This is a genomic window from Serratia sp. TMDUHS_CL, assembly GCF_037137105.1.
GTDB lineage: Bacteria > Pseudomonadota > Gammaproteobacteria > Enterobacterales > Enterobacteriaceae > Serratia > Serratia nevei.
This window is the reverse complement of record NZ_JBBBDV010000012.1, coordinates 146,640-168,969: the sequence shown is the minus strand read 5'-3', so window position 1 is coordinate 168,969 and position 22,330 is coordinate 146,640. Positions and strand designations below refer to the sequence as shown.

The 22,330-nt window shown below is 58.6% G+C and carries 21 protein-coding genes; 9 read left to right on the top strand and 12 right to left on the bottom strand.

Annotated elements, in window-relative coordinates; genetic code table 11:
- Positions 1 to 401: 401 nt before the first annotated feature.
- From WCL58_RS20365 to WCL58_RS20350, 4 genes are all read right to left on the bottom strand, one after another.
- Positions 402 to 2,399 (bottom strand): BCCT family transporter, encoded by a 1,998-nt coding sequence (locus tag WCL58_RS20365; protein ID WP_047729946.1) that lies wholly within the window; start codon positions 2,397 to 2,399, stop codon positions 402 to 404.
- 155 nt (positions 2,400 to 2,554) lie between these two features.
- On the bottom strand, positions 2,555 to 2,869 hold the full coding sequence (locus tag WCL58_RS20360) for a hypothetical protein (protein ID WP_075335108.1): 315 nt from the start codon (positions 2,867 to 2,869) through the stop codon (positions 2,555 to 2,557).
- A 128-nt stretch (positions 2,870 to 2,997) separates the two neighbouring features.
- Positions 2,998 to 4,230, bottom strand: coding sequence for a cysteine desulfurase-like protein (locus tag WCL58_RS20355; protein ID WP_159318579.1), 1,233 nt, complete (start codon positions 4,228 to 4,230; stop codon positions 2,998 to 3,000).
- A complete protein-coding gene (locus tag WCL58_RS20350) occupies positions 4,227 to 4,841 on the bottom strand; it encodes a 2OG-Fe dioxygenase family protein (RefSeq protein ID WP_224217742.1) in 615 nt (204 codons plus the stop codon). The genes WCL58_RS20355 and WCL58_RS20350 overlap by 4 nt, the downstream gene beginning before the upstream one ends.
- A gap of 271 nt (positions 4,842 to 5,112) precedes the next feature.
- Here WCL58_RS20350 and WCL58_RS20345 point away from each other — a divergent pair, with 271 nt between their 5' ends.
- Positions 5,113 to 5,562 (top strand): GNAT family N-acetyltransferase, encoded by a 450-nt coding sequence (locus WCL58_RS20345; protein ID WP_336851535.1) that lies wholly within the window; start codon positions 5,113 to 5,115, stop codon positions 5,560 to 5,562.
- Between the two features lie 20 nt (positions 5,563 to 5,582).
- Here the strand turns inward: WCL58_RS20345 and WCL58_RS20340 are convergent, their stop codons facing one another.
- Positions 5,583 to 5,921, bottom strand: coding sequence for a hypothetical protein (locus WCL58_RS20340; protein ID WP_049194795.1), 339 nt, complete (start codon positions 5,919 to 5,921; stop codon positions 5,583 to 5,585).
- A 135-nt stretch (positions 5,922 to 6,056) separates the two neighbouring features.
- A complete protein-coding gene (locus WCL58_RS20335) occupies positions 6,057 to 6,626 on the bottom strand; it encodes an HdeD family acid-resistance protein (protein ID WP_033644791.1) in 570 nt (189 codons plus the stop codon).
- A gap of 149 nt (positions 6,627 to 6,775) precedes the next feature.
- Here WCL58_RS20335 and actS point away from each other — a divergent pair, with 149 nt between their 5' ends.
- The gene (actS, locus tag WCL58_RS20330) at positions 6,776 to 7,531 is read left to right on the top strand and encodes an amidase activator ActS (protein WP_048234629.1); all 756 of its coding nucleotides are present in this window, start codon (positions 6,776 to 6,778) and stop codon (positions 7,529 to 7,531) included.
- Between the two features lie 34 nt (positions 7,532 to 7,565).
- Here the strand turns inward: actS and WCL58_RS20325 are convergent, their stop codons facing one another.
- Positions 7,566 to 8,423, bottom strand: a complete 858-nt coding sequence (locus WCL58_RS20325) for an AraC family transcriptional regulator (protein WP_197848174.1) — start codon at positions 8,421 to 8,423, stop codon at positions 7,566 to 7,568.
- 181 nt (positions 8,424 to 8,604) lie between these two features.
- On the opposite strand from WCL58_RS20325, the gene WCL58_RS20320 reads away from it, so the two are divergent.
- Positions 8,605 to 10,374 (top strand): ABCB family ABC transporter ATP-binding protein/permease, encoded by a 1,770-nt coding sequence (locus WCL58_RS20320; protein WP_060441369.1) that lies wholly within the window; start codon positions 8,605 to 8,607, stop codon positions 10,372 to 10,374.
- Positions 10,375 to 10,383: 9 nt separating this feature from the next.
- Here the strand turns inward: WCL58_RS20320 and betI are convergent, their stop codons facing one another.
- Complete coding sequence (gene betI / locus WCL58_RS20315) at positions 10,384 to 10,980, bottom strand: transcriptional regulator BetI (RefSeq protein ID WP_060441322.1); 597 nt, start codon at positions 10,978 to 10,980, stop codon at positions 10,384 to 10,386.
- A 158-nt stretch (positions 10,981 to 11,138) separates the two neighbouring features.
- On the opposite strand from betI, the gene WCL58_RS20310 reads away from it, so the two are divergent.
- Positions 11,139 to 12,683 (top strand): BCCT family transporter, encoded by a 1,545-nt coding sequence (locus tag WCL58_RS20310; protein WP_100396834.1) that lies wholly within the window; start codon positions 11,139 to 11,141, stop codon positions 12,681 to 12,683.
- A gap of 6 nt (positions 12,684 to 12,689) precedes the next feature.
- Here the strand turns inward: WCL58_RS20310 and WCL58_RS20305 are convergent, their stop codons facing one another.
- The gene (locus WCL58_RS20305) at positions 12,690 to 13,121 is read right to left on the bottom strand and encodes a VOC family protein (protein WP_048234779.1); all 432 of its coding nucleotides are present in this window, start codon (positions 13,119 to 13,121) and stop codon (positions 12,690 to 12,692) included.
- Between the two features lie 654 nt (positions 13,122 to 13,775).
- On the opposite strand from WCL58_RS20305, the gene WCL58_RS20300 reads away from it, so the two are divergent.
- Positions 13,776 to 15,041: an MFS transporter gene (locus WCL58_RS20300; RefSeq protein WP_336851534.1), complete on the top strand. Its 1,266-nt coding sequence runs from the start codon at positions 13,776 to 13,778 to the stop codon at positions 15,039 to 15,041.
- Positions 15,042 to 15,077: 36 nt separating this feature from the next.
- The gene (locus tag WCL58_RS20295) at positions 15,078 to 15,887 is read left to right on the top strand and encodes a MoaF C-terminal domain-containing protein (protein WP_336851533.1); all 810 of its coding nucleotides are present in this window, start codon (positions 15,078 to 15,080) and stop codon (positions 15,885 to 15,887) included.
- Between the two features lies 1 nt (position 15,888).
- Here the strand turns inward: WCL58_RS20295 and lldD are convergent, their stop codons facing one another.
- From lldD to WCL58_RS20280, 3 genes are all read right to left on the bottom strand, one after another.
- Positions 15,889 to 17,028, bottom strand: coding sequence for an FMN-dependent L-lactate dehydrogenase LldD (lldD, locus tag WCL58_RS20290; protein ID WP_047570674.1), 1,140 nt, complete (start codon positions 17,026 to 17,028; stop codon positions 15,889 to 15,891).
- A 42-nt stretch (positions 17,029 to 17,070) separates the two neighbouring features.
- A complete protein-coding gene (locus WCL58_RS20285; RefSeq protein WP_141960112.1) occupies positions 17,071 to 18,654 on the bottom strand; it encodes an L-lactate permease in 1,584 nt (527 codons plus the stop codon).
- 323 nt (positions 18,655 to 18,977) lie between these two features.
- Positions 18,978 to 19,898 (bottom strand): LysR family transcriptional regulator, encoded by a 921-nt coding sequence (locus WCL58_RS20280; protein WP_033649471.1) that lies wholly within the window; start codon positions 19,896 to 19,898, stop codon positions 18,978 to 18,980.
- A 426-nt stretch (positions 19,899 to 20,324) separates the two neighbouring features.
- Between WCL58_RS20280 and WCL58_RS20275 the strand changes: the two genes are divergently transcribed.
- The 3 genes from WCL58_RS20275 (at position 20,325) to WCL58_RS20265 (ending at position 22,315) form a co-directional block, all read left to right on the top strand.
- Positions 20,325 to 20,528 (top strand): DUF4762 family protein, encoded by a 204-nt coding sequence (locus tag WCL58_RS20275; RefSeq protein WP_060441325.1) that lies wholly within the window; start codon positions 20,325 to 20,327, stop codon positions 20,526 to 20,528.
- 177 nt (positions 20,529 to 20,705) lie between these two features.
- Positions 20,706 to 21,371, top strand: a complete 666-nt coding sequence (locus tag WCL58_RS20270; protein ID WP_336851532.1) for a DsbA family protein — start codon at positions 20,706 to 20,708, stop codon at positions 21,369 to 21,371.
- Positions 21,371 to 22,315, top strand: coding sequence for an ABC transporter (locus WCL58_RS20265; RefSeq protein WP_336851531.1), 945 nt, complete (start codon positions 21,371 to 21,373; stop codon positions 22,313 to 22,315). Before WCL58_RS20270 ends, WCL58_RS20265 begins: the two co-directional genes overlap by 1 nt.
- Positions 22,316 to 22,330: the final 15 nt, after the last annotated feature.

Below are 22,330 nucleotides of genomic sequence, written 5' to 3'. Positions count from 1 at the left end.
CTGCACACCAGAGTGGAGATCCTTCGCAGTGCGCGGACACGACTTTACTGCTGAGTAAGTTGTCGTCACTTGCTGCCCCCATAGAATCCCCTCCCTGCATGGTTAAAAATTATACGAAATCGCAGCAAGCGAAAACAAATGTGTATAGGAATGTGTGTAGTTTAATTTTTGTAAAGTTAGTGATTGGCGTGTTTACTGGATTTACTTGATGGCGTTCTACTCCCTTCACCCTCCGCACTCCCTCCTGAAAATATCCTGATTCTCCGAAAGATTACTCCAACCCAATCCTTTGCCCCTGTAAGCGTTATCACTGGTTGTCCGCCATCCCATCAGCATCATCAGCGCCGTGGTGAGGAAAGCAGGGCAAAAAAATGCCGCCCCGGGGGACGGCATGTCGCTCTTTAGCGCACCAGATGCAAGAAATGCAGGTGCTTTTCGTACTGGTCGAGAATATCGTTGATCAACTGTTCCTGATTCCAGCCCATGACATCGTAGTTCTGGCCGCCTTCTTTCAGGTAGATCTCCGCGCGATAATACTTGTGCTGCTCGGCTTGCTGTTCATCGTTATCCAGCCCGGCCAGAGCGAACGTCGGCGAACTGTAGCCGCGCAGTCTGACTTCATAGATAAAGTTAAGCTCATCGCCCAAATCGACCTCGAAACGAATGCGGTCTTCCGCAGTGGCGTTGATGCTGCTGAGCGTGTTTTGTTTACTCAGCTCTTCCTGCACCAGCGTCATGGCCGGTTGGATAACCTCATCCATAAAGCGCTTAACCAGCGAGCGTTTTGGCAGATAGGCGATATTGCGCAGCCTGCGCTGCCAGGGAATGGGGTTGCGGGCGGCGGTGGGGGCGATGGTGGCCATATTTTGGCTGTCGCGCTTGGTCAGGTCGCGGCGCAGCGCTTTAAGCAAACCGTAAATGGATATCAGCAAGATGGCCGAGAACGGCAATGCGCTGGCGATGGTGACGGTTTGCAGCGCGCTGAGCCCCCCGGCGATCAGCAAGGCGATGGCGACGATGCCCATCAGCGACGCCCAGAAAATGCGTTGCCAAACCGGCGTGTTGCTGGAGCCGCCCGAAGCCAGCGTATCTACGACCATGGCGCCGGAATCGGCGGACGTGACAAAAAAGACGATCACCATCGCCATGGCGATAAACGAAAGCACGCTGGAGAACGGGAAATGCTCCAGGAAGTTAAACAACGCCAACGCCACATCTTGCTGTACCGTAGTGGCGAGGTCTGTCGCGCCCTGTTCCATGATGAGGTAAATGGCGCTGTTGCCGAACACCGTCATCCACATGAGGGTGAAGCCTGCCGGGACGAACAGCACGCCCGTGACAAATTCGCGGATGGTTCGGCCGCGGGAAACCCGAGCGATGAACATACCGACGAAAGGCGACCAGGAGAGCCACCACCCCCAGTAGAGCAGCGTCCATCCGCCTAACCAGTTGCTGGATTTTGGCTCGTAGGCATACAGATTGAACGTCTTGCTGACCAGCTCGGACAGATAGCCGCCGGTATTTTCCACAAAGGATTTCAACAGCAGGACGGTTGGCCCCAACAGCAAGACCAGGGCCAGGAGCAACAACGCCAGGCCAAGGTTCAGCTCTGACAGAAAGCGTATGCCTTTCTCCAGCCCTGAAACCACGGAAATGGTGGCCAGCCCGGTAATCACCACGATCAAGATCACCTGAACGGTTTCGTTGATCGGCACGCCAAACAGGTGGTTAAGCCCGGCGTTGACCTGCAACACGCCATAACCCAGCGAGGTTGCGACCCCGAATACGGTGCCGATGACGGCGAAGATATCGACGGCATGGCCGATAGGGCCATAAATACGTTCGCCGATGATCGGATAAAGCGCAGAGCGCAGAGTCAACGGCAGGCCATGCCGATAGCTGAAGAAGGCCAGAATCAACGCCACGATGGCGTAGATCGCCCAGGCGTGCAGCCCCCAGTGGAAAAAGGTCAGGCGCATGGCCTGTTTGGCCGCCTCGACGCTCTCGGGCGTGCCGACCGGTGGCGAGAGATAGTGCATAACCGGTTCTGCCACGCCGAAGAACATCAGGCCGATGCCCATCCCCGCTGAAAACAGCATGGCAAACCATGAGTGGTAGCGAAAATCGGGTTGCGCATGATCGGGGCCAAGTTTGATGTCGCCGTAGCGGGAAAGCCCCAGAAACGTCACGCTGAGCAAAATCAGCGCCACGGCCAAAATATAAAACCAGCTGGCGTTGGTGAAAATTTGTTGCTGCAGAAGCTTGAAGTTCTTGTCAGCGACGTCGGGGAAAAAGGCGGCGAACGCGACCAGAAGAAAAATGAGGACTGCAGAGGTGAAGAATACCGCTTTGTTGATATGGCTCTGCGGCTTTTTTAGGGGGGTGTCTTTCTCACTCATAAATTGATTTATTCCATTTGTTTGATTATCGCCCTGAATGGAGGAGAGGTGTAACCTGTTATATCGTAGCAAAATAGTCAGGCTGTCGGTGCCGGTCAATAGGGCGGAATTACCGCTGCCTGAACGCGGTAATTCCGAGTTATTCCGTGTTGCCGCTAGTTAAATAAAAATGCCAATAATCCCGTCACCTTATTTTTATTTTCCCATCCTTCCAATTTCATGCAGGCATTAACGAATTCTGTTCTGCGCATTTCATTACTGTCCGAGGGGAAAGCGCCGCCACCGGCGTTGGGGATCTCCGTGCCGTTGATCGTCATGGAGGAGAAGGTCGGCGAGCTGGCGTGCAAAGACAGGTTCACGGGATAGCGCTGTTCGGCTTCTTGCCGGCAGTGGGTTCTGGCCGCGTCAAGGGGCGTTGGGGTTGCCGTTTGCGCTTCCCATTTCTCCGGCGTGGCACAGGAAGACATCATCAATGCGGCGGCGATAACTGCATATTTTCGCAAAATAAAAATCCATTTCTAAAATAAAATCCCCTTGATTCTACCCCCAGCGTGCCGCGATGGCCCGCTCAATAAGGTAAGCGGGCCGATGTGGCGAGTTAACTGAGGATATCTTCGGCGATCACCTTAAACAGCGTGTCTATTTCGCCTTGGGTGTTGTAGTGCATCATGCCGATGCGCAGCACGCCGCCGTCTTGCAACCCCAGCTGCTGGATCAGGCCCAGCGCATAGAAATGCCCGCTGCCGGCGCAGATGTTGTGCTGCCCCAGGCGGCGGGCGATCGCGTCAGGCGTCTGGCCGCTGAAGGTCAGGGCGAAGGTTGGCGTGCGGCGCGTGCTGTCCGCCTGTGAATGGCCGTAGAGCCGCACGCCGTCGAGTTGCTTCAGCCGTTGCAAAAAGTGGCGGCACAGCGCCTCTTCATGCCGGTGGTAGGCGGCGAAACTCTCCTGCAAACGCTGCCTTAATGGCGCGCCCGGCGTCCCCCACTGCGCCAGATAGTCGATCGCCGCCGCGACGCCGGCCAGCGCCTCGAAGCTTTGCGTGCCGGTCTCGAAACGGCCGGGGCCGACATCGGTGGCCGGCTCGACTTTGTACGGCCGCAGGCTTTGCAGCCACTGCGGCGCGATATAGGCCATGCCGACGTGCGGGCCAAAGAACTTGTAGGCGGAGCACACCAGGAAATCACAGCCCAGCGCCTGCACGTCAATCAGGTTATGCGGCGCATAGTGCACGGCGTCGACATACACCTGCGCGCCGACCCGATGCGCAGCTTCGACGATGGTTTTGATATCGACGATGCTGCCGGTGACGTTGGAAGCGTAGCTGACCGCCACCAGGCGGGTATTGGCGTTGATGCGCTCACACACCTTTGCGGCGTCCAATGCGCAGTCGGCGCTCTCCAGCGGTATCTGATGCACCACGGCCCCTTGGTCTGCGGCGGCCTGCTGCCAGCTGGAGACGTTGGCGTAGTGATCGAGCGCGGTGACGATGACCTCATCGCCGGCTTGCCAGTCGCGGCTGATGATGCGGCTGAGATGGAAAGTCAGCGTGGTCATATTCATGCCGAAAACGATGTTGTCGGGCGAAGGCGCATTTAACAAGGCGCGCACCGATTCTCGCGCCTGGCCCATCACTTCGCCGGTGACTCGGCTGGAGAAGTAGTGGCCGCCCAGGTTGGCGTTGTATTTCCCCAGGTAGTCCGTCATCTTTTCCAGCACGCCCCGTGAAACCTGTGCGCCGCCGGGGCCGTCGAAAAAGATCGCCGGCTTGCCGTCGATGTGCTGGGACAGGGCGCTGAACTGGGCGCGGGCGAGCTCGGGCGTAAAGGTCATGCTTTCTCTCCCCGCGCGGTGAGGACGAAGAGATCCAGATAGCCTTCTTCTTTCGGGCTTACGGCGTTGATCGGCGTGGCGTTGTGCCACAGTTTGCTGTCTGCCAGCAGCACGGCCTCACCGTCCGCCAGCGCTTTTTTAAAGAAGGGATCGTGGTGGCTGTCGTCGTACAGCATGATTTCACCGCCGACGATGTTGTGCCGGTGAATGGCGATCATGGCGATATGGTCGAAACCGTCCTGGTGAATGCCTTCCGGCGCCACCAGCGTATCTTTCTGGATGGCGACCACGCGCATTTGGTGGATCTCTATCTCGGCACCCTCCGGCAGTTCGTTATTTTCGGCAAACAGGTTGCACATCTCCGCCATGCCGGCGCTCTGCAGCACGGCGCTGTCGATAGGCTCGAAGCGGCGCACCACGTTGCCCTGGAAGTGGTTGATCTGATCGGACTGCATGAAGGTACGCGGCCCCACTTCGGCGACGTTGGGGTTGAGGTATTTGACGACCGAATAACGGCGCAGGCGATATTTGCCGTCGGCGTGTTGCGTGTGGGGCAAGGAGGAAAACGAAGGCATCAGTTGTTGGGTGGCTTGCGGGCTTAGTACAGTCATACTTATTACGTTTTCGTGTTTCTGTAACATAATCACCTCTAATAATAATAATTTCTGATGTTGTAGGGGGTAATTCGATTGAATTGTAGACGACTCTATAACCAACGCAATTTGGCGGTGGTGAGGTGTGACGGCGGTCGTAAAGTGGGGTGAACAGTGGGAGCGTTGTATGCCGGCGGCGATGCGTTAAAGTAGCGAGCTGACTGCAGAGCAATGGTTAGCGCCAGGGTGAATGCTGGAGTTCGCCGCTTACTTCTACTGGGATACCGTTATGATTGAAATACGCGAGATTAACCGCGATAACCTGTTTGACGTGTGCGAACTGACGTCGAATCAAGACGGCGTTGGCACCGTGTTCGAGGCGTTTATTTGCTGTAACGCCATCTCTATTTCCGAGGCGGCGTTTTTTCCGGAATGCCAGCCCCGCGCGCTTTACCGCGACGGCGAGCTCATCGGTTTTTTCATGTACAAGTGCTGGCCGCATAACCCACATGAGGCCGAGCTGTGTCGCTATATGCTTGACCATAAGTTTATGGGGCAGGGATTGGGGCGTGAGAGCTTCGCCGCGATACTCGCGGATTTTAGGTTGCACGGCATAGAGCAGGTGACGCTAATGATTGATGAACATAATCTCGTCGCCAAAAGCCTGTATCTCACCTTCGGCTTTCGCTTTATCGGCAAGATTGAAAAGGAAGAACATTACTACAGTCTGGCGCTTTAGCTGCCCCGACAAAGGCGGGGTCAGAACGTCTCGAAATACAGCTCGCGCAACAGCCAGGATATTTCGTTGTTGGTGCGATTAAGCGTCTCGATTCGGCGAACCCCTTTCGCTTCGGCGCGCAGATCGAGCAGCAAGTTGCGAATCTGCTGGAATAACGGGGTTTGCGGGCTGGGTTTGGCTAACTGTTGCCCGCATAGTTTGATACCGGCGTCGCAGCCGGTGGCAATGTCCGTCAGGCAGCATGGGCAGGTGGTTTTTTGGCGCGCCATATTGCGGCATTGTTGCCCGATTACCTGATTGAAGTGGCGTAATTGCAGGCAGACTTCCCGCGAGTTCAACGGGTTGGAATGGGTTGTCATCGGTTTCAGCTCCCTTGTCTGCGCCTATATTGGCACTTACCGATGAAGATAACCACGGACAAGCAGAGGGGGTATCGCCTTGTTTTGTCTGGAAACAACGAAAGCGATGAGGCCCGCGGCGGCGGGCCGGTAGCGTCAGGCGCGTTTAAACAGATTCGCCGCCTGGAACAGCGCAAAGGAGCTGACCAGCATCTCGATGCCGACGATGGCCGTCACCAGCGTGACCGATGCCGCCGGGCCTGAGCCGATCAGCATCCAGGCGATGATCAAGTCGAGCACGCCGATAACGAACTGCAGCCAGTTGCCCGGCAGCCCGCGGCGCATGTAGCCCGCTGCCAGGCGAGCGATGCCGCCAAGCGCGAACAGCACGGCGAGGTATACCGCCAGCGCCAGAATGCCCGCCAGCGGACTGGTGATGAACACATAGCCGATAATCAGGTAGGCCACGCCCAGCAAAATGCCGCCGATCATCGGCCAGGTATTCTGTGCCCGGTTAGCGATCATGGCGATAATCAGCCCGGCGCCGCTCAACAGCAGCAGGATGCCGACCACGATGCTCAGCGCTGCGCCGGAGGCGAAAGGATTGACCAGGCACAGTATCCCGCCCGCCAGCAGCAGGAAGGCGATGATCAGCAGGGTGGTGCGTTGCTTTTTGAGCAGTTCTTCGCTCAGGAGGGGCAGATTATTGCGGTCGAGGTTCAACATGACAGTACTCCATTTCGTCGTTGGGTAATTAATCAGTCATCCTTACCTGTTTAGCATAGACCGTCTGGGGGTTTTTGACTGACCCGGCGCAAATGTTACACTGTGCGGCTGACGCGTATCAGAACCGAAACGACGACTGAGGACTGGATTTGAGCACAGGAAGCAAATGGGCTGGGTGGCGCCGCATCGCGGTGTGTCTGACATTGGGGCTGTTGTTGGCCGGGTGTTCGGGTAAAAACACCTACAACCGCGATTACGACAAACTGCCGAAGGGCAGCTACACCGGCAAGTCCTACACCGTCAAACGGGGCGATACGCTGTACTACATTGCCTGGATCACCGACAGCGAAGTCAGCGATCTCGCCAGAATCAACAAGATACGCCCGCCCTATAGCCTGGAAGTGGGGCAGAAACTGCGGCTGAGCGGCAGCGCACCGACCAAAACCGCCGCCACGCGCCGTAAAACCTCTTCTTCTTCCGCCGCGATCGCCAAGCAAACGCCGCCGCCGGGCGCTGCCCGCTGTTGGCGTTGGCCGACCAGCGGCCGGATCGTGCAGGCCTACTCCAATTCAGATGGCGGCAACAAGGGCATCGACATCGCCGGCAAACGCGGCCAGCCGATCTACGCTTCCGCCAAGGGCAAAGTGGTGTACGTCGGCAACCAGCTGCGCGGCTACGGCAACCTGATCATGATTAAGCACGGCGAAGACTTCATTACCGCCTATGCCCACAACGACACCACGCTGGTGCGCAACGGCCAGGATGTGAAGGCGGGGCAGAAGATCGGCACCATGGGCAGCACCGGCACCGATTCGGTGTTCCTGCACTTCCAGATCCGCTACCGCGCGACCGCGCTCGATCCGCAGCGCTATCTGCCGCCGCAAGGTTCGTCGCCGTCCTGTTAACGTCAATCTGGCTCCTTGCGGAGCCAGATGTCAGTTACTTCAGCGGCAGGTAAAGATCGGTCACCAGTTCATATTCCGCCACTTCGTGCACGAAGTTGTGGTAGTGGAAATAGAGCGGAAAATCGCGCAGCTCCTCGCCGCTGGCCGGCAACCACTCGCGGTACAGATAATGGGCACTTTCCGAGAGCCCATCCAGCGAGCCGTGATGGCGCAGCAGCGCGCAGCGCCCGGCCGGCAGCGTGCTGTTCACCACGCCGAAGGCATTACCCTCCGGGATCGGTGCAGTAACCTCGCCGCAAATGAAGAAGCGGAAGTCCTGCGCTTCGGTGGTGGCCGGATCGTGCGGTGCGATGCCGAAAGTACGGCTGCTTCTGACCGGCGACAGGCCGCTGGTTTTGCGCCACTCGATAAAGCGCGCGGCGGTTTCGTTGACCAGCGCGGACGGGCCGCGATGTTCGATCATCGCCACCGGCGTGGCCGGGAAGTCGACAATGTCTACCTTCATGGGTTGTTTCCTTTTGTGTTTCGGCTCGGGAAAGCGCTGCTGCCAATCGATCCAGGCCGGCCGTTTGCGAAACTGGCTTGGCGTTTGGCTGAACGCCTGTTTGAAGGCGCGGCTGAAGGACTCCGGGTTTTGAAAACCGGCGTCCAGCGCGATGTCAATCACCGGCTCCAGCGGGTTATACGCCAGGCGGTACGAGGCGCGTTTGAGCCTCATCCACTGGATATAACGCCACACCGAGATGCCGCAATACGCGCTAAACTGGCGTTGAAAGTGAAAGCGCGAAAAGTGGGCCACTTCGCTCAGTTTTTCGACGGTGAGCGCCTCGTCCAGGTGGCGATCGATATAGTCAAAGACCTGCGCAAAGCGCTTTGCATACGTCTGGGTCATGTGATTGTCTCCTCCATGCCTGAACTTTGCCCGAGCCGCCGCCGCTTCTCCTGACGGATGATGCTGAGTTGCCGCCGCAGGACAACGGGATGGCTGCGGCGTTTGCCGCCGGCCAGGCCAAACTCATAACCCCCGCGCGGCCGTGTGCCGCGATCCCGACCGAGAAGATGAATATTACATGATGGATCGTTCCCGTTTGCTGAAATTCCTGCTGCCCTACCTGTGGCCGAAAGACAACCCGCGCCTGCGGGGGTATCTGGTGGTGGCCTTCGTGTTCATGGTGGCGGCCAAGGTCAGCACCACGCTGGTGCCGCTGGCCTACAAAGCGATGGTCGATGCGCTGAGCGGCGAGACGGCGAAAATGCTGGCGGTGCCGCTGGGGCTGATCGTCGCCTACGGCGTGGCGCGGGTGGGCGGCGCGCTGTTTGAGGAACTGCGCAACGTGATGTTCATCCACGTCAGCCAGAACGCCACGCGCCTGCTGGGCGTGCGGGTGTTTCGCCAGCTGCATGCGCTGAGTCTGCGCTTCCATCTGGAGCGCCAGACCGGCGGGCTGTCGTTGTCCATCGAGCGCGGCACCCAGGCGGTGTCCACGGTGCTGTCGCGGCTGCTGTTCTCCATCGTGCCGATCCTGTTCGAGCTCTCGCTGGTCACGGCGATCATGTGGCATATGCTGAACGGCTGGTTCGCGCTGGCTATCCTGACGACGGTCGGCTGCTACATCCTGTTTACCGTGCTGGCGGTCAGCTGGCGCACCCGCTTTCGCCGCGAGCTCAACAAGGCCAACGCCGACGCCAACAGCAAATCCATCGACAGCCTGCTGAACTATGAGACCGTGAAGTACTTCGGCAATGAAGAGTTCGAGGCCGAGCGTTTCGACCTGTCACGCCGGCTGTACGAATACGCGGCCATCAAGAACCAATTCAGTTTTACGGCGATCAACCTGGGGCAAACCGCCATTATTTCGATCGGGCTGATCGTGATGATGGCCATGGCGGCGCAGGGCATTACGCAGGGGACGATGACGGTCGGCGACTTCGTGCTGGTCAACGCCTACCTGCTGCAGCTGTATCAGCCGCTGAACTTCTTCGGCTTTATTTATTCCGAGGTGCGCCAGGCGCTGATCGACATGGAGAACATGTTCGATCTGCTGCAGGAAAAGCGTGAAATCGTCGATAGCCCGGATGCGCAGCCGCTGCGCCTCGATCGCGGCGAAGTGCGGTTCGATGCGGTCAGCTTCGGTTACGACACGCGCCGGCCGATCCTCAAGCAGGTGAGTTTTACCATTCCGGCGGGCCACACGGTGGCGGTGGTCGGCGCCTCCGGCGCGGGCAAGTCCACGCTGTCGCGCCTGCTGTTCCGCTTCTACGACGTGCAGAGCGGTGCCATTACCCTCGACGGCCAGGACATTCGCCAACTGACCCAGGCCAGCCTGCGGCAGGCGATCGGCATCGTGCCGCAGGATACGGTGCTGTTCAACGATACGCTGCGCTACAACATCGGCTACGGCAAAACCGGCTCCAGCGATGAAGAAATCGAGCGGGCGGCGCGGTTGGCGCATATCCATGATTTTATCGTCGGTCTGCCCGACGGTTACGACACCCGGGTGGGTGAGCGCGGGCTGAAGCTGTCGGGCGGTGAAAAGCAGCGGGTGGCGATCGCACGCACCATTTTGAAAAATCCGGCCATCCTGGTGTTCGACGAGGCGACCAGCGCGCTGGATACCCAGACCGAACGTGAAATCCAGGGGCACCTGCGCGAGGTGAGCCGCAACCACACCACGCTGGTGATCGCCCACCGGCTATCCACCGTGGTGGACGCCGATGAGATCATCGTGCTGGAAGCGGGGGCGATCGTCGAGCGCGGGGGGCACGAGGCGCTGCTGGCCGCGAACGGCCGCTACGCCGCGATGTGGCAAACCCAGTACAGCGAAGAGCAGGAATCGCGCTGACGAGGGCGTTCACCCCAGCGGCTGCGCGGCATTGAGCCGCTGTGCCACGTAGTCGCAGGCGATGCGGCAGTCCTGCTTCAGGTCTGTCTCGTCGCCGGCCAGGCTGCCGCGCAGCCAGAGCCCATCGATCATGGCCGCCAGCCCGCGCGCGGCATCACGCGCCTGCCGCAGCGGCAGCTCGCGGCGGAACTGGCAGCAAATGTTGGAATAGAGTCGCCGATCGTTGGCGCGCTGCAGGCGGCGCAGCACCGGCTGGTGCATGCTGGCGGCCCAGAAGTCGAGCCAGGCGCGCATGGACACGGCGTTGGTTTGGCTGGGATGGAAGTTGCCCTGGATAATGGCGAACAGCTGTGACTGGCTGTCGCTCGCCGCCTGCGCGCGGCATTCGGCCACTGCGTCGCGCAGATCGCGCAGGATTTTGCGCATGGTGGCGCTCAGCAACCCCTCTTTATCGCCAAAATAGTGGCTGACGATGCCGGTCGACAGCCCGGCTTCTTTCGCCACCTGAGACAGGGTGACGCCGGCCAGCCCGACGACGTTAATGGTCTCGAAGGCGGCGTTAATCAGCTGCTCCTTACGCTGCTCCGGAATATCTCTGCGGTACATATTTTCCCCAACTGATAGGCCAATCACACTTTGGATTTGATTGATTGAACGGTCAATCAATACTCTATATGCTGCAAAAATGTCAAATAAATGACGATAAAATGTTAACTGAAGGTTGCATTGAAATCGTCTGTCTTTCGCACCATGGAAGCCTGCCAATGACAACAAAAACTCCTCCATCGCTTGACGAAGAACCTGTCAGATTGAATGCTCCGGTATTTTTCGGCTCGGCGGCGGTGATCCTGCTGCTGGGATCGCTGGTCGTGCTGTTTCCCTCCGCCAGCAAACTGTGGCTGAACGCCGCGCAAAGCTGGGTCGCCGACGTGTTCGGTTGGTACTACATGCTGTTGATGGTCGCCTGTATGGCATTCGTCTTCTGGCTGGCGCTGTCGCGCTTCGGCCATATTCGCCTCAGCCAGGATGACGAGCCGCCGCAGTTCAGCTATCCCTCGTGGGTGGCGATGCTGTTCTCGTCGGGCATCGGCATTGCGCTGGTGTACTACGGCGCTTATGAACCGCTGGATCATTTCCTGTCGCCACCGGAAGGCAGCGGCGGTACCGTGCAGGCGGCGCGACAGGCGATGGCGCTGACCTTTTTGCACTGGGGGCTGCACGGCTGGGCGCTGTATGCTCTGATCGCCACCGCGCTGGCCTATTTCGCCTATTGCCGCGGCCTGCCGCTGGCGCTGCGCTCTGCGTTATACCCGATCTTCGGCGAGCGCACCCACGGCGGCGTCGGCCATCTGGTGGACAGTTTCGGCATTCTGGTGACGGTGATCTCGATGGTAACTAACCTGGGGATCGGCGCGCTGCTGGTGAACTCTGGACTGTTTTATCTGTTCGATATTCCGCAAAGCACCGGCGTGCTGCTGGCCCTGATCGTGGTGATGATGGTGGTGGCCACGCTGGCGGCGGTCACCGGCGTCGAGAAGGGCATCGCCATGTTGTCGAACATCAACGTCGGCTTCCTGTGCCTGCTGCTGCTGTTCGTGTTTCTGGCCGGGCCGACGCTGAATCTGCTGAACGGCATGTTGCAGAACCTCGGCGATTATCTGACCTCGCTGGTCAGCCGCAGCTTCGATATGTATCTGTACGGCAAGGCGCGCCAGTGGCAGGGCGCCTGGACGCTGTTCTACTGGGCCTGGTGGGTGGCGTGGGCGCCGTTCGTCGGGCTGTTCATCGCGCGCATTTCCAAAGGACGCACCATTCGCGAACTGATTTTCGGCGTGCTGCTGATTCCGCTGGGCTTCACGCTGGCGTGGCTGTCCATCTTCGGCAATACCGCCATCAGCCTGGTGCTGGAAGGCGGACAGGCGATCCTGGGGCAGGTGGCGCAAAGCGATCCGCCGATGGCGGTGTTCAAGCTGTTCGAATACTTGCCCTATACCCAGCTGACCGCCGGCTTTGTGGTGGTGATAAGCTTCGTGCTGTTCCTGACGCCGGTCGATTCCGGCACGCTGATGATAGCGAACCTCTCCTGCCAGGGCGGTTCCGCCCATGATGACGCGCCGGCCTGGCTGCGGGTATTCTGGGCGGCGGTGACTACGCTGGTATGCGCCGGCCTGCTGTATGCCGGCAGTTTCAGCGCGATGCAGACGGCGGTGGTGCTGTGCGGCCTGCCGTTCTCGGCGGTGATCGTGCTGTACATGGTCAGCCTGCGCAAGGATCTGTGTCGTTACGCCATGAAGCCGGTGCTGCCCTGAGGCGGTTTATTCGTCTGCACGCGGCCGGTGATGCACGTACTCGACAGTCGTGCCGTCCGGCAGGCGCGCATTGAAACAGGCGCCGGTGGGCACCTCCACCGGGCCGAAGAAAATCTCTGCTCCGGCGGCCAGCAGCCGCTGGTGGTAGGGATAAATGTCATCGACCAGCAGCGTGCCGACGGTGCTGCGGAAAGGGCGCAATTGCTCTTCCGCCCCCTCCAGGATCAGAAACGGCCCCACCGCCGCCAATACCAGCCGATGCTCGGGAAAATCGAAGCGCATGTCCGCCGTTACGCCGTGCAGCTGCTCGTAAAACGCGATGGTGCGATCGATTTCGCCTTCGCCAACGTAGACCCGAATCAGCACGCGTGGCTCACGCAGCGATGAAGAGTCGGCGGTTTTGCGCCAGAAACCGGCTTTTGTCAGTGCTGTCGTCATGTTCATCTCCTTGCTGGTTACCTGCCGCTTATCATGCCGCCGTTTTTCCATCCGGGGTTGGATCGAGTTGGCATAAGCTAGCCGCGCCGGTAATAACCCGCTCACAGGGCGTTAAAGGGCGTTCTGTTTGTGATTCCTGTCACGGCCTACGCTTTTATTATTATTCAGCATTGATAATGTCATAACGTGATTATTGATTAACACAATGGAGTTAATCGTTCGCGCCATAACCGCGATAAAGCAAACGGATTCAAATAATAAAGCGGGTGGGGCAATACGACCGATGAAAAGGGAAATAGCGTCAATTTATAAGGGAAGGTTAAGTTTTATTTATTAACCTGTTTATAAATCACGGCATTTTGGCTTTTTCAATAAAATTAAAAAGTGCCGGGTAATTTTATTTAAATCAGTAAAAACATAATGTTGATTTATTTTCATGTCATTCGCGCTCTGTGAAAAATACCTGATTTGCCACCCGGTCGTCGTTTTCAACGGCCGTTTGACATGCCCGTTACTTGAGATAAGTTTATATCGTTAACATGTTAATGAGTTGTTATCGTGACCGATGGCCAATGCTTCTCTTGGCTGCGCGCTTAACCGACTTATGCCATGGCCGCTCGCCATTCATAAGTTAACTTATGGACCAATGACGCTATGAATAACTCGCCAGGGCAGCGCTCGCGATTGAGCGAAGAGAACCGATTGTTGATTATTTTATTCTTCGTGTTCGGCTGCGTGTTCGTCGATCGCCTGACTATCTCTTTCCTGTTTCCGATGATCGCCGCCGATTTGAAGCTGAGCAACGTGCATCTTGGCACGCTGTCGGCGGTGCTGGCATTGACCTGGGCGCTGTCCGGGGCGGGGCTGGGGGCGATTGCCGATCGCTTCAATATCCGTAAACCGATGCTGATCCTGTCGATCCTGGTGTTTTCGCTGTTCTCCGCGCTGTCGGGGCTGGTCAGCGGCTTTGCCATGTTATTGATCTTCCGCGCGCTGATGGGGATCGCCGAAGGGCCGGTGCTGCCGATCGCGCAATCGCTGATGGTGGAAAAATCGCAGCCGCAGCGCCGTGGCTTCAACATGGGGCTGATCCAGGGGGCGGCGCCGGGGCTGCTGGGCGGCATTATCGCGCCGCCGTTGATCATCTATCTGGCGCAGAAATGGGGCTGGAGCATGGCGTTTCATCTGACCGCCGTGCCGGGCATCATTCTGGCGTGGCTGATCTATCGCTATGTGAACGGCAAGAAGGATCCCGCTTTCAGCGCCGCGCCGGCGGCCGGCAAGGCGGCGAACAAAGCCGCTTACGGCGAGCTGTTTAAAATCAAGAATGTGGCGCTGTGCATTCTGATCTCCTGCGTGTTCGTCACCTGGTTCATGATCATCATTACCTTCACCCCCAACTTTTTGGTGACCGACCGCGGCTTCGGCGAAGGCACGATGGGCGGCATCATGAGCGCCATCGGCGCCGCCTGGGTGTTCTGGGGCGTGGCGGTGCCGGCGATTTCCGATCACCTCGGCCGCAAGCCGACGCTGATCTTCTTTTCGCTGCTGGCGGTGTGCTGCCCGCTGTTCCTGAGCTACGTCGATAACCCGTGGCTGCTGGGCGTGCTGGTGTTCCTGTCTTATACCGGCCTTGGCTGCTTCACGCTGTTTATGGCCACCATCCCGTCGGAAACGGTATCGCCGGCCCGTATCGCCACCGCGTTGGGGCTGGTGATGGGGATTGGCGAGGTGATTGGCGGCTGTCTGGCGCCGTTTATCGCCGGGCTGATCGCCGATCGCTACGGGCTGGTCAGCGTGATGTGGCTGGCGGCCGCGGGCGCCGTGTGCGCCGGCGTACTGAGTTGTTTTCTCGATGAAACCGCCCCCGCGGTGGTGAGCCGCAGAGCGGTGAAACCGGCGAGCGTCGCCGACGTTTGAGGCGGTTTTCATCCCATTCAATCAAGGAGAGCGAAGATGTCAGCAGAACAATCCGTACTGAATCAAAATGCCGAGCCGGACTGGAAGAATTACGACGATTTCGCGCGCGGTATCGACACTAACCGCCTGCCGGGCACCCAGGACTGGCGGGGCAAAACGCTGCAGATCGCCTTTGACAACGACGGGGAAATCACGCTGCGCTTCAGTGCCGATCGGCAACGGGTGCTGTGGGCCTGGGGAGGGGAGAGCGGTGAGGACGCTTACGAAGAGGTGCAAACCTCCGCCGCACGCTATTTCTTCAATATTCCGCTGCAGTCACCGGGCAACGAGTGCCTGACGCTGGTACTCAATCGTGACAGCGGCCGGGCGCTGCTGGTGCGCAGCGCGCTGTTGCCGGAACAGACGGTGGAAAAGGGCTCGCGCCTCAAGCAAAGCTTCCACGTCGGCCGGATTGTCGGCGTCACGCCGAGTGGCGTCGCGCCGCATCTGACCCGCGAGCTGATCGGCTATCGTACGCTGAATGTCTACAGCCCCAACCACTATTACGAACACTTCTACGTCAATACCGAGCGCTATGCCTGGCAAAACCTGCGCGGCGAGCAATTCGGCCACGGCGATATGGACTACGCCACCTACTACAAGTTTGAGGACGAGATGTTCCTGTTCACCTTCCGGGAAAAGATTATCCCGGTGTGCTCGGTGTTCTTCTTCGACTTTATTTCCGGGCGCTGCACCGGTACCTTCCTCGGGCTGGACGCCGCCGGCCGGGTGTTGGTGTCACCGGCCGGGGCCTTCATCAGCAAGATGAGCTACAACGCCTACCCAGAAGGCGTGCAGCCGCTTTGATTCAGGCGTTTCTGACCAGCGATCCGGCGTTGATCTCCGCGATGGTTTTCGCGCCGGTGAGCGTCATGGCGACGCGCATTTCCTTGTCGATCAGATCCAGCAAGTTAGCCACCCCGGCTTCGCCGGCCGCCGCCAGCGCATAGACGAAGGCGCGCCCCAGCAGCACGCTGTCGGCCCCCAGGGCGATCATGCGCACCACGTCCAGACCGCTGCGGATGCCGGAGTCGGCCAACAGGGTGATGTCGCCTTTCACCGCGTCGGCGATCGCCGGCATGGCGCGCGCGGTCGACAGCACGCCGTCCAGCTGGCGGCCGCCGTGGTTGGAGACGATGATGCCGTCGGCGCCGAAGCGCACCGCGTCTTTGGCGTCCTCCGGATCCAGAATGCCTTTGATGATCATCGGGCCGTCCCAGAATTCGCGGATCCACTCCAGATCTTTCCAGGAAATCGACGGATCGAAGTTGGCACCCAGCCAGCCGATGTAGTCTTCCAGGCTGGTGGGTTTGCCGCGGTAGGCCGAGACGTTGCCCAGATCGTGCGGCTTGCCGAGCAGGCCGACATCCCAGGCCCACTGCGGATGGGCAAACGCCTGCAGCACGCGGCGCAGCGCGGCGTTAGGGCCGCTCATCCCTGAGTGGGCGTCGCGGTAACGGGCGCCCGGCACCGGCATGTCGACGGTAAACACCAGCGTTTTCACGCCGGCGGCCTTGGCGCGCTCCAGCGCATTGCGCATAAAGCCGCGATCTTTCAGCACGTAAAGCTGGAACCACATCGGCCGATCGATCGCCGGCGCCACCTCTTCGATCGGGCAGACCGACACGGTGGACAGCGTGAACGGAATGCCTTTTTTAGCCGCGGCGCGCGCGGCCTGCACTTCGCCGCGGCGGGCGTACATGCCGGTCAACCCCACCGGCCCCAGCGCCACTGGCATCGCCAGCTGCTCGCCGAACAGCGTGGTCTCCAGGCTGAGTTCGGACATATTGCGCAGCACGCGCTGGCGCAAGGCAATATCGGCCAGATCTGCGGTATTGCGCTTCAGCGTATGCTCCGCGTAGGCCCCGCCGTCGATGTAGTGAAACAGAAACGGTGGCAGTTTGGCCTGGGCGGCGGCCCGGTAGTCGGTTGACGCGGAGATGATCATAGTGTTTACCTTCTTGTCTTGCTTGCGATAACGAGTGTTCAGTCAGAGCGTGAGGATCGCTGCCATACCGGCCGCAATCCCGCCGTACGCCAGCATCGGCAGCACGGTCTTTCTGATGATTTTGCCTTCGGCGTTGCCGATTCCGAGGATCGAACAGACGGCGATAATGTTGTTCAGGCACACCATGTTGCCCATGGCGCCGCCGACGGACTGCAAGGCCAGCGTCAGATTGACGTCAAGGCCGCTGCTCTGGGCGATCGACTGCTGAATGCCGCCGAAGGTCAGGTTCGAGACGGTATTGGAACCGGAGAAGAACGAGCCCAGCGCGCCGAGGAACGACGAGAACAGCAGCCAGCTCTCGCCGGTAAGCGCCGCCAACGCTTTGCCGATCAGGATCACCGGCGCGTTGTCGCCGCCCTGCATCATCAGGTTGACCATCACCAGCGCGCCGAACAGGGCGATAAAGGGCCGTGCGACGCGCCCGCCGGTTTCGCTGAACATTTGCCGCACCTGGTCGCCATTCAGGCGGAACAGCGGAATACACAGCAGCACCACCAGCAGGAACGGGATCAGCGCCGGGACATACAGCGTTTTGTAGCCGGCAGCGGCGGAGGTACCCAGCACCTGCTGCAGTTCGACGATCAGCGCCCGGCTGATGCGCAGTTCCCCGAGCCAGCCGAGGTTTTCCTGCCACAGCAGCGCGGTGTTGTTGAGCAGCGCTTTAAGGCCCAGCTGGTGGACGCGTGTCACTATCAGAATAGCAATCAGCAGCAGGGTCGGGGTCATGGCCTTGACCACCTGTAAGAACGGCACCGCCTGCCCGGCGCTCTGCGATTTGTCGCTGCGGGTGAGGCCGATGCCGCAGCGTGCCAACAGTACCGAGAGCGCCAGGCCGATCGCGCCGCCGACCAACGCCGGGAATTCATAGTTCACCTGAGCCAGCAGCAGATAGGGCACGGTGCAACTCAGCACGCTGAGCAGGATAAACGGTAGGTTGCGGCGGATATCCTGCCAGGAAACGATAAAGCGCAGCGCCAGCAGAGGAATGACGAAGCCGGCGACAAAGTGGATCAGCGCGGTCTGCCGGCCGATCTCCAGCAGGCTGGCGTCCGACAGACCGAGGTTGGCAAAGCCGAACCAGGTGGGGGTGCCCACGGCACCGAAGGAGACCGGTACCGAGTTCATCACCAGCGTCAGCAGGGCGACGCGCAGCGGGTTGAAGCCCAGCCCGACCAGAATCGGCGCGGCGATGGCGGCCGGTGTGCCAAAGCCGCTGGCGCCCTCAATCATAAAGGCGAAGGCCCAGCCGATAATCATCAGCTGGGCCACGGGATTGGGGCTGATGGTTTCCAGCCAGCGCCGCACCACGTTTTCCGCGCCGCTTATCTGCATCAGTTTGTTGAGCAGGATGGCGCCGGCGATGATGGTGATCGGCGTCAGCGTCGACACTAGCGCGGTGATGATATTGGCATGCAGCAGCCGCAGCGAGGCATCGAACCACAGGAGCTGTACGGCATACACCACGGCGGCCGTCAGCGGCAGGGCGAGGTAAGAGGGCACGCCATTCCTTTTGGTCATCATCCAAATCAGCAGGACGATGGGCGCAATACTGAAAAGCAGGGGCATAAGATCCTCAGGGTTATTATTTTTATGGGCAGAGATATGTAGCTGAAAGGTTAATTACCGCAACATTTTCATTCTAATCACAACGTTGGTGACGATGCCATGCGGTATTTTTTTAACATCGGCGAACGGCGGCGGCGGTGGGAAACTGGCCGGCAGAAGGGGTTAAATTAACTGCTTTAAAATCAGTTTGATAGGAAGCGATTTTGTGTGATAAATGCGTGGGTTCACATTAATTAAGCGGTAATGTTCAATAGATTATGTCCAAAAATGCGGTAATCCCCGCGGCTTTTTGCGGCCGCGGGGAAATAATCAGAGCAGGGAACTCAAAAATAATGGCTGATATTTTGGTAGGAACCGATGATATGTTCGATCAGCAGACGGGTTTTTAACGGCAGATTGCGGGTGTAAGGATAGACGGCGTAAATGCCCAATACTTTGCCGCAGTGGCCGGCCAGGATCTCGGTCAGCTTGCCGTCCTGCAAATCTTCATACACCATGCAGCGCGGCACCATGGCGATACCGTGGCCGCCGATCACCGCTTTGCGGATCGCTCGCGCATTGTTGGCCGACAGGTTGCCGTTAACCTGCAGCTCGTAGATTTCGTTGCGTCCCGGTCGTTTCATCAGCCAGTTGGCGGTGCCGCTCTCCTGGTAGGTGTAGGTCAGGCAGTTGTGGCCAAGCAGGTCTTCGGCGCTACGCGGTTCCGGGTGGCTTTCCAGGTACCCCGGCGAGCAGACGATCACCCAGCGGGAATCGAAGATCGGCCGGGCAATCAGGCTCGAATCCGGCATGGTGCCGGTGCGGATCGCCAGATCGATACCTTCTTCCACCAGATCGACAAAGCGGTTTTCCAGCCGCATCTCGACCTTCAGGCTGGGGTGCAGAGCGCAAAATTCCGCCACGCTCTCGCTCAGCAGCAGCTCGCCGGAAATGGTCGGCACCGACATGCGAATGGTGCCGGTCAACTCTTCGCTCTTTTCGCTGACGGCGTACAGCGCCTCCTGCACTTTGGCGCCGATCTCTTTGGCCTGCTGGTAGAGCGCCTGGCCGCTTTCGGTCAGCGTCAGGCTGCGGGTGGTGCGGTATAACAGCCGGGCACCCAGCGATTTTTCCAGCCGCCCGATGCGTTTACTGATCACCGAGCTGGTGATGCCGGCGCTCTCTGCGGCCTTGCTGAACGAGCCGCAGTCGACAATCAGGGCGAACAGAATCAGGTCGTTGGCGTATTCGTGAGTGGCGAGCATGGGCATCCTGTAGAGTGAGAGTCCTGCTGCCCAGTGTAAATCCGGCGCGGCAGGAAGCAATCTTTTCAGCGTGTTGCACGTCGTCGCCAACTGGTCAGATCTGAATTTTTCTTATTTGTTTTTTCATTTTATTGAGAATTATCCTTTTATGTTTTTCTTGCTTTAATAGGCTTTGATCTACTTTTCTTGTTTTTAGACTAATTTAAATTGGAATAGTCCCGTATTCACGGCTTACTTATTCGACTAACTTTCTCTTGCAGTGTAAATAATTGTATTGATCTGCTCGTTTGGGATGGCTATGCTTTTTCTCGAAGCGCTCTCATTGTTATTAATCAGATGGTTTTAAAATGTATTGAAGAATTGCTCTGTCTGCCGACAGAGTAATGGGTAGTGTGTTTATATTTTAATATATATAAGGATATTGTAATGAAGAAAATCAATCTGTCAGAAGCGGGAAACATCGTCGGCGGTACTTTTGTTTGTACCAAGGAGTTTGCCTGGGTGGGCAGCGGCAATAACCGTACCTGCCAGCTGGTGAAAACCTGTGCGAACAAATTCGGTGGCGTACAGAAGTTCTATTACCCGGCGCCGGTGGCAAGCTGCCCGTCTAACCCAACCACGCCAAGCTGAGGCGGGTTAATCCCCTGCATTTAGATTAGCGGTGGGCAGGCGGGCAGCGTTCACGCTGGCCCGCCTGATACCGGGCGACAAAGTCATCTTTACGATCTCATTATTTACGGTATTAACTCTTTTTCATGTATTCACTCTGCCGGGTGGGTATTAATATATGCGCAGGATGCGTCCGTTATGTATAAACGTCCCTTGCTTTTCATTAGCTACATGCTGGTCATTGTTTTTGCCTCTTCTTTTCTGACCGCCTTTTATTTTAAACATTACGTCATGCAACCGCCGGAGGCAGAAAGCCTGAGCTTTATCGCCCCGGAAAAAATCGAGCAAAGCCCATTGCAAGAAGATAATACCATTGTCGAAGTCTTCTCTTATGCCTGCCACTATTGTGAAGTCAACGAAAGCGGTGTGGCCGAGCTGGAAAAAAGTTTACCGGCGGGGGCCAAACTGGTGCGCTTGCACCTCAGCGACGACAGTCAAGCCGGCATGGCGGCCTTTGCGCCCCTGTTCGCCACGCTGACGATCATGGGGATCGAAGCGCAACATCGCCCCGCCGCTTACCGCGCCATTATCAAAGAAAACCTCAACCTGGCGGACGACAAGCAGCTCAGCGCCTGGCTGACGGCCAACGGTATCGATAAGACCGCCTATCAGCAGGCCAGAGAGTCGGAACGGGTCAAAGAGCTGTTGGCGTATATGACGGCAGTGAGTCGCTATTACCAGATCAACGCGACCCCCAGTTTTATCGTCAATCGCAAATGGCTGGCGCTGCAAGACCGCGAGTTTTCCGCTTTCAGCCAGCAGCTGCTGTCGCTATTGCAGCACGATAAGCCGCTGGGCTCGTGATGCGCCTGCTCGCGGTTCGGGGGTATTTGGCCTGGCGCAACGGCCTGGACGCGATGGCTCGCTTATCGGCAACGGGTGCCGGGATGGGCAACCGCCTGACGTGTGCTCTGCTGCGGCGCGTGGATTATCGCCTGTGGCTGGAGGTGCGCCGGCGGTTGGGGGGAAGCAGACCGCAGCGCCGCTTTCGCCACCGGCATGCGGTAGCGCTGGCGAACCGCCAGAGCCTGTTGGGGGAGGGCAAGCTGGACTTCGCCTGGCTGATGCAGCGGCGGCAGTGGCTGGATATCGCGGCGGTCTATGCTCGCAATGCGGCGCTGATGAAGCATTTGGCGCACTGTTCCGCACAGCTCGATCGGGTCGTGGAACCGTTGCATCGCGCGGGCGTGCCGGTGCTGCTGGCGCCGATGCATACGGTCTCCGACGTGTTGGCGACGCTGGTCGGTGCGAATGTTTATCCCAGACGAGCCACGGTGATCGTTTCCGGCGATGTGCAGGCGTTTGCGCGGCGAGCACCGGAAGACGAATGGCGGCAGCAGCTCGACTATTGCTCGATTCACGACGATCCGCGGCACATCGCCGGTACCTTATCGCAGGCGATGCTGGAAGCGGCGGAACATCGGCGCAACATCATCCTCTTCCCGGACATCACGCCGGATTACACCCTGCACAGCAGTCAGGATGTTGCGGCCAAACTGGCCTGTCATCTGTTCGGCCGGCCGGCGCATTTGCACAGCGGCCTCGTTCGGCTGTCCCGGGCGCTACGGGCTCAGGTGGTGTTCTATTCGCTTTATTTCGATCGCGGCATCCGCATTCACATCGAAGAGCCGGTCGCTGCAGACCGGGTCGGCCGCGCCATGCCGGCGATCGTCGAGCGAACCCTCCGGCGGCATGCGGATGATTGGCTGTTATGGCATTCGCACTCTTTATTTTTCATCAACGAATAAGTCAGGGATATCACT

What these genes read in the sequence shown, in the direction of transcription:
- WCL58_RS20280 (WP_033649471.1), bottom strand. Translation starts at nt 19,898, where the DNA reads ATGCTCGCCACTCACGAATACGCCAACGACCTGATTCTGTTCGCCCTG.
- WCL58_RS20335 (WP_033644791.1), bottom strand. Translation starts at nt 6,626, where the DNA reads ATGTTGAACCTCGACCGCAATAATCTGCCCCTCCTGAGCGAAGAACTG.
- betI (WP_060441322.1), bottom strand. Translation starts at nt 10,980, where the DNA reads ATGTACCGCAGAGATATTCCGGAGCAGCGTAAGGAGCAGCTGATTAAC.
- WCL58_RS20285 (WP_141960112.1), bottom strand. Translation starts at nt 18,654, where the DNA reads ATGCCCCTGCTTTTCAGTATTGCGCCCATCGTCCTGCTGATTTGGATG.
- lldD (WP_047570674.1), bottom strand. Translation starts at nt 17,028, where the DNA reads ATGATCATCTCCGCGTCAACCGACTACCGGGCCGCCGCCCAGGCCAAA.
- WCL58_RS20360 (WP_075335108.1), bottom strand. Translation starts at nt 2,869, where the DNA reads ATGATGTCTTCCTGTGCCACGCCGGAGAAATGGGAAGCGCAAACGGCA.
- WCL58_RS20295 (WP_336851533.1), top strand. Translation starts at nt 15,078, where the DNA reads ATGTCAGCAGAACAATCCGTACTGAATCAAAATGCCGAGCCGGACTGG.
- WCL58_RS20320 (WP_060441369.1), top strand. Translation starts at nt 8,605, where the DNA reads ATGGATCGTTCCCGTTTGCTGAAATTCCTGCTGCCCTACCTGTGGCCG.
- WCL58_RS20310 (WP_100396834.1), top strand. Translation starts at nt 11,139, where the DNA reads ATGACAACAAAAACTCCTCCATCGCTTGACGAAGAACCTGTCAGATTG.
- WCL58_RS20340 (WP_049194795.1), bottom strand. Translation starts at nt 5,921, where the DNA reads ATGACAACCCATTCCAACCCGTTGAACTCGCGGGAAGTCTGCCTGCAA.
- WCL58_RS20365 (WP_047729946.1), bottom strand. Translation starts at nt 2,399, where the DNA reads ATGAGTGAGAAAGACACCCCCCTAAAAAAGCCGCAGAGCCATATCAAC.
- WCL58_RS20355 (WP_159318579.1), bottom strand. Translation starts at nt 4,230, where the DNA reads ATGACCTTTACGCCCGAGCTCGCCCGCGCCCAGTTCAGCGCCCTGTCC.
- WCL58_RS20345 (WP_336851535.1), top strand. Translation starts at nt 5,113, where the DNA reads ATGATTGAAATACGCGAGATTAACCGCGATAACCTGTTTGACGTGTGC.
- WCL58_RS20300 (WP_336851534.1), top strand. Translation starts at nt 13,776, where the DNA reads ATGAATAACTCGCCAGGGCAGCGCTCGCGATTGAGCGAAGAGAACCGA.
- WCL58_RS20270 (WP_336851532.1), top strand. Translation starts at nt 20,706, where the DNA reads ATGTATAAACGTCCCTTGCTTTTCATTAGCTACATGCTGGTCATTGTT.
- WCL58_RS20350 (WP_224217742.1), bottom strand. Translation starts at nt 4,841, where the DNA reads ATGACTGTACTAAGCCCGCAAGCCACCCAACAACTGATGCCTTCGTTT.
- WCL58_RS20325 (WP_197848174.1), bottom strand. Translation starts at nt 8,423, where the DNA reads ATGACCCAGACGTATGCAAAGCGCTTTGCGCAGGTCTTTGACTATATC.
- WCL58_RS20305 (WP_048234779.1), bottom strand. Translation starts at nt 13,121, where the DNA reads ATGACGACAGCACTGACAAAAGCCGGTTTCTGGCGCAAAACCGCCGAC.
- WCL58_RS20265 (WP_336851531.1), top strand. Translation starts at nt 21,371, where the DNA reads ATGCGCCTGCTCGCGGTTCGGGGGTATTTGGCCTGGCGCAACGGCCTG.
- WCL58_RS20275 (WP_060441325.1), top strand. Translation starts at nt 20,325, where the DNA reads ATGAAGAAAATCAATCTGTCAGAAGCGGGAAACATCGTCGGCGGTACT.